6 protein-coding genes are annotated in these 4,601 nt (G+C 73.1%); all 6 read left to right on the top strand.

What is annotated here, in order from left to right:
• The first annotated feature begins 447 nt into the window (after positions 1–447).
• The gene (locus ACFC09_RS45740; protein WP_376539091.1) at positions 448–1,311 is read left to right on the top strand and encodes a methyltransferase; all 864 of its coding nucleotides are present in this window, start codon (positions 448–450) and stop codon (positions 1,309–1,311) included.
• 839 nt (positions 1,312–2,150) lie between these two features.
• Positions 2,151–3,011, top strand: coding sequence for an ArdC-like ssDNA-binding domain-containing protein (locus ACFC09_RS45735; protein ID WP_376539089.1), 861 nt, complete (start codon positions 2,151–2,153; stop codon positions 3,009–3,011).
• 55 nt (positions 3,012–3,066) lie between these two features.
• Entirely contained in the window at positions 3,067–3,279 is a 213-nt protein-coding gene (locus ACFC09_RS45730; RefSeq protein ID WP_376539087.1) for a hypothetical protein, read from the top strand.
• A complete protein-coding gene (locus ACFC09_RS45725; RefSeq protein WP_030795510.1) occupies positions 3,276–3,548 on the top strand; it encodes a hypothetical protein in 273 nt (90 codons plus the stop codon). Before ACFC09_RS45730 ends, ACFC09_RS45725 begins: the two co-directional genes overlap by 4 nt.
• A gap of 116 nt (positions 3,549–3,664) precedes the next feature.
• Complete coding sequence (locus ACFC09_RS45720; RefSeq protein ID WP_376539085.1) at positions 3,665–3,940, top strand: hypothetical protein; 276 nt, start codon at positions 3,665–3,667, stop codon at positions 3,938–3,940.
• Between the two features lie 64 nt (positions 3,941–4,004).
• Positions 4,005–4,400 (top strand): hypothetical protein, encoded by a 396-nt coding sequence (locus ACFC09_RS45715; protein WP_051820480.1) that lies wholly within the window; start codon positions 4,005–4,007, stop codon positions 4,398–4,400.
• Positions 4,401–4,601: the final 201 nt, after the last annotated feature.

Below are 4,601 nucleotides of genomic sequence, written 5' to 3'. Positions count from 1 at the left end.
CCCTTACTCCCAAGGGGGCGGGGGCTCCGTCACCGTGTGCGGGCCGTGGGTGGCTGGGGTGGAGGGGTGGCCGGGGTCTCCCCTCGGCCGGTCGGGCACCCGGAGGGCTACCCGGAACCCGGCGGGGCCGCCAGGCCGGGCCGCTTCGCGGTCGCGCGAGCGCGAGCCTGGCACCCCCACCGGAACCCGGGTACGGGCGAGCCTGCCCGACCGACCGAGGGGAGCCCCCGCCCACCGGGCGGAGCCGTGGCGGACGCCGCCCGGCGAGGCCGCCGCCGGTGGGGCGGAAACCGCCCCTGACCTGCGAAAACGTGTGATCCAGATCACCCCCCGAGACCCCTGTTCCAGGTGGACCCCGACCCCCAAATAAGGCAGAATTAGTGATGTCGGAAGGGGGTGGCAGCCCCGGACGACGAACCCCGAACCTTCAACACCAGGGAGAGCGTGATGGCGAAGCTGACCAAGGAGCAAGAGCGACTGCACCGCGAGGCGTCGCGGCTGGTCAAGCTGAACCGCGACTTGACGGAGGAGGAGCGGGAAACCGTGCTCGACCACTGGCAGGAGTCCAGCACGACCAGCAACTCCCTGGACGGAGCTTTCTTCACCCCGGAGGATCTGGCGCTCGACCTCCGGCTGGAGGTGAACGGGGAGCGGGTCATCGACCTGTGCGCGGGGATCGGCCGTCTGGCGTGGGCCGTGCAGGACAAGTGGCACAGGAGGTTCGAGGGGAGGCCGCCGCGCGAGGTGGTGTGTGTCGAGAAGAACCCGGCATACGTCGAGGTGGGACGGAAGGTCGTGCCCGAGGCGCATTGGATCTGCGCGGACGTCTTCACCCTGGACCCGAAGACGCTGGGGCGGTTCGACTACGCGGTGGCCAACCCCCCCTTCGGCCGGGTGGAGCGGAGCGGGAACGGGCCGAGGTACCGAGGCCCGAACTTCGAGTTCCACGTCATGGACATCGCGTCGACCCTCGCGCGGAAGGGGGTGTTCCTCGTGCCGCAGATGTCCGCGCCGTTCAAGATCGCGGGAGTCCACAGCTACGAGGAGCAGCGCAGCACCGCATACGAGCGCTTCCACCGGGAGACCGGATTCACCCTCTGCTCCCGCGTGGGCATCGACACGTCCGCCTACGAGGACGGATGGCGAGGCGTCAGCCCGCGCACGGAGGTGGTGTTCGCGGACTTCGAGGACGCGGAAGAGGGCCTGTTGCCGGTCCCCGCCCCGCGCTTCGTGTCCACCCCCCGAGCCGCCGTGCCCGCGCCCAAGCCGACGGCGACCACGTACGAGTACGAGGAAGCGGCGCTGTTCTGAGACGCCGCCCCGTCCCCGCCGAGCCGGCCGGGACGGGGCGCCGCCGCGGCGGTAGCGGACACCCCTGGCGGGGCGGCGGTGTTGGTGGCCCGGTGCGTGCTCGCCGGCCCCGGCCTCCTTCGTCGGCCGGTGCCGTCGGCACCGGGCCATGGGCGCGCCTGACGGCGCGACGACTTGTTGGGCCCCTTCGGGGCCGGCGGCCGCGCGGCGGCCGGGGTCCGCGGGGCGGACCAGGCCCTCCTTCGTCGGGCCGAAGCGGGCGCCCCTGGCGGGGCGACGACCTTGTCCCGGGTCCGCTGGCGCGGACCGCCGGTCTGTCCGCTCCGGTCAGCGCAGCAGCCGGGCAGCACCGGGTCGTCGGTCGAGGCGAACCCCAATGCCTCCGGCGGGCGCCGGGCCTGCCCAAGGGGTGCGGGGGCGGTGTGCCGGGTGCGGCCCGGTAGGTGGCGGAGGTGTAGGGGGTGGGCGGGGGCTCCCCTCGGCCGACCGGTCACCCTTCGGGCTACCACCGAACCTGCGGGGGGTGCCAGGCCGAGCCGCTTCGCGGTCGCTTCGCGAGCCTGGCACCCCCCACAGAACCGGCGGTCGGGCGGAGCTGCCCGGCCAACCGAGGGGAGCCCCCGCCCACCGGGCGGAGCCGTGGCGGGCCGCCGGGCAAGGCCCGCCCGGAGAGGGCGGAAACCGCCCCTGACCTGCGAAAACGTGTGATGCAGATCACTCGCTCAGACCCTCTTCCCGGGTGGACTCGGAGCCCTAAATAAGGCAGAATTAGCGATGTCGGAAGGGGATGGCAGCCCCGGACGACAGGCCCGAACCTTCAACACGAAAAGGACAGCCCGATGGGGTACAGGAAGCTCGCGCCGGACGCCCGGCGAGAACTCGGCAAGCGGCGCACGGCCGAACTGGCGGACCTTCTCCAGGCCGGATACGCCGCTATGGGACGGCGCGACGTGTGGGCGGCGGTCATGCGGGCCGGAGCCGTCCACCTGAACCACCGCGGAGCCGTCAACGCCATCGCCATCGGCCTCCAGGCCCCGGAGGCGACGCGCGTACTCGGCTACCGGGCGTGGCAGGACGAGGGGCGGCAGGTCCGCAAGGGTGAGGAGGGCATCCGGATCTGGGGGCCCATGCGAGGGCGGCGGGAGGATGACGCGTCGACGCCGGAGGACCCCGAGCCCCAGGACGAGGCACCGGCGCGCGGGTGGGTCTCGAACGCGGTCTTCGACATCTCGCAGACCGACGGCCCGCCGGTCCCGCCCCGCCCGATCTCCGGCAGCCCCGCCCAGGTGGTCCGCAACCGGCTGATCGCCGCCCTGACCGCCCAGGGCGACCACCGCGCCTTCCTGATCAACGGGGTGCCCGCCGAGGCGATCGACCCGGAGGACGCATCCCGGGCCCTGCTGCTGAAGGTCGCCCGGACCGCCATCGAGTCCACGGCCGGAGTCGACCCCGAGCAGGTCGAGGCCGAAGCGGCAGCCGCCTCCCACGTCGCCGCCCGCATCCTCCGCGTGCCGCCGGGCCCCCTCCTGGTCCCGCCGTCCGCCGGATGGATCACCGCCGATCCGAAGAACCCGCCCGTCAAGGCCAGCGCCGTCCGAGCGATCACGGTGGGCCGCAGCCTCGCGGAGCTGATCGGCGACGCCTGCCCCTGCTGCGACGGCACCCGCCACACGTTCGGCCGCGACCGCGCCGACGCCTGACCGCCCGCCGGGCCGGTGCCGCTCGGCACCGGCCCCCATCCCCCGAGAGGTAGACGTGAACACCGAAGCCCAGCCCCAGGCCCCCGCCATCGAGGAGGCCCACCCCCGCACCAGCACCGTGCGGCACCGCACGCTTCCCCTGATCCTCGGAACCGTCACCGGATACGGCACCGACCCCTTCACCGGCGACCGGCTGGTCATGGTCGTCTGGCCCGGCATGGGCAAGCCGGCCGGATACAAGGCGGACGAGATCACGCAGGAGGCGTGACCGTGCGGCAAGAGGACGTCGAGCGACTGCACGCGGAATCCCGCGTCCACCCCGTGCACGCGCCGGAACGGGACGGCGCCGGAGAAGTCCCCATGATCACGCTGGTCGGGGTGCACGTATCCGCGTACCTTGTCCTGGACCCCGACGGCGAAGCCCGGATGCGCCTGTCCGTCGACCGGGACGAGGTGGCGCCGGTCGCACTCAACGGTGCGGGAGTCCTGCCGATCGAGCTGTTGATTGACGAACAGCGCGTGTGGTGGGGAATCTAGGAACGCGCACGTCACAGCGTTGACACAGCATCCCGGATAAGGCAGAATTAGCGGTGTAGGGAGGGGATGGCAGCCCCTCCCGGCGACAGCCCGAACCTTCAACACCGGGAGACTGCATGTCATACGCAGACGAAGCGGCCCGAATCGCAACCGCCGTGGCCGGTCTGCCCGTCAGGGTCCGCAAGTGGGTGCCGGACGCCCGAGACCCCCGCCGCCGCTTCGCCGGATGGGAGCCCGCCCAGGTCGCCGGTCCGGCCGCCGAAGGCGACTCCCTGGCGTGGGGGATCGAGTACAGCGACGGCCGCGAGGCGTCCGTCCAGTGGCCCGACGTCATGTTCTCCGCCGAGACCTTCCAGGAGGCAGTCAGCCGACTCGCCAGCAGCACCGCATGACCCACCGGGGGAGAGAGGCAGCTCTCCCCCGGTCCAACCCCGAACCTTCAACACAGGAGTTCACATGACCACGACCCTTGAGCAGATGACCGCCTTCATCGTCGGCGACGCCGATGACGCGGCGCTGGACCACATCATCGAGGCCGTCAACACCCGGCGCGCGGCCGACCGCCGCAAGGCCGAGACCGTCGCCGCCGCCACGGTGACGAAGGGGGCGACGGTCCAGCTCGCCAAGCTCTCCCCCGCGTACCTCAACGGCCTGAAGGGCATCGTCGCCGAGGTCGACCGCCCCCGGCGCGGCAAGCCGCGTGCCACCGTGACGCTCGACGCGGACAGCACGGCCGTCCTGCGCTACAGCGGAAGCCGCAAGTTCTTCGTCGCCCCCGGCGTCACGAACTACGACCTCCACGGCGTCCCGCTCACCTGCTGCGTGACGGTCGAGGCGTCCGCCGCCGAGTAGCACCCGCCGCGCGACGCGGCCCGTCCCCCGCCGAGCCGGCCGGGGCGGGCCGCGTCGTGCTGTGCGGCGGCGGTAGCGGACGCCCCTGGCGGGGCGGCGGTGTTGGTGGCCCGGTGCGTGCTCGCCGGCCCCGGCCTCCTTCGTCGGGCGGTGGGGGGGGCCGCGGGCCGGGGGCCGGCCGGGGGGCGCGGCGGCCGGGTG

It is taken from the genome of Streptomyces sp. NPDC056161 (assembly GCF_042268025.1).
In the GTDB taxonomy this organism is placed as follows: Bacteria; Actinomycetota; Actinomycetes; order Streptomycetales; family Streptomycetaceae; genus Streptomyces.
The sequence above is the reverse complement of the archived record's forward strand: the minus strand, read 5'-3'. Positions and strand labels throughout refer to the sequence as shown.

Bases quoted from the DNA above. Each gene is read 5' to 3' on its own strand.
- ACFC09_RS45740 (WP_376539091.1), top strand. From the start codon at position 448: ATGGCGAAGCTGACCAAGGAGCAAGAGCGACTGCACCGCGAGGCGTCG.
- ACFC09_RS45715 (WP_051820480.1), top strand. From the start codon at position 4,005: ATGACCACGACCCTTGAGCAGATGACCGCCTTCATCGTCGGCGACGCC.
- ACFC09_RS45735 (WP_376539089.1), top strand. From the start codon at position 2,151: ATGGGGTACAGGAAGCTCGCGCCGGACGCCCGGCGAGAACTCGGCAAG.
- ACFC09_RS45720 (WP_376539085.1), top strand. From the start codon at position 3,665: ATGTCATACGCAGACGAAGCGGCCCGAATCGCAACCGCCGTGGCCGGT.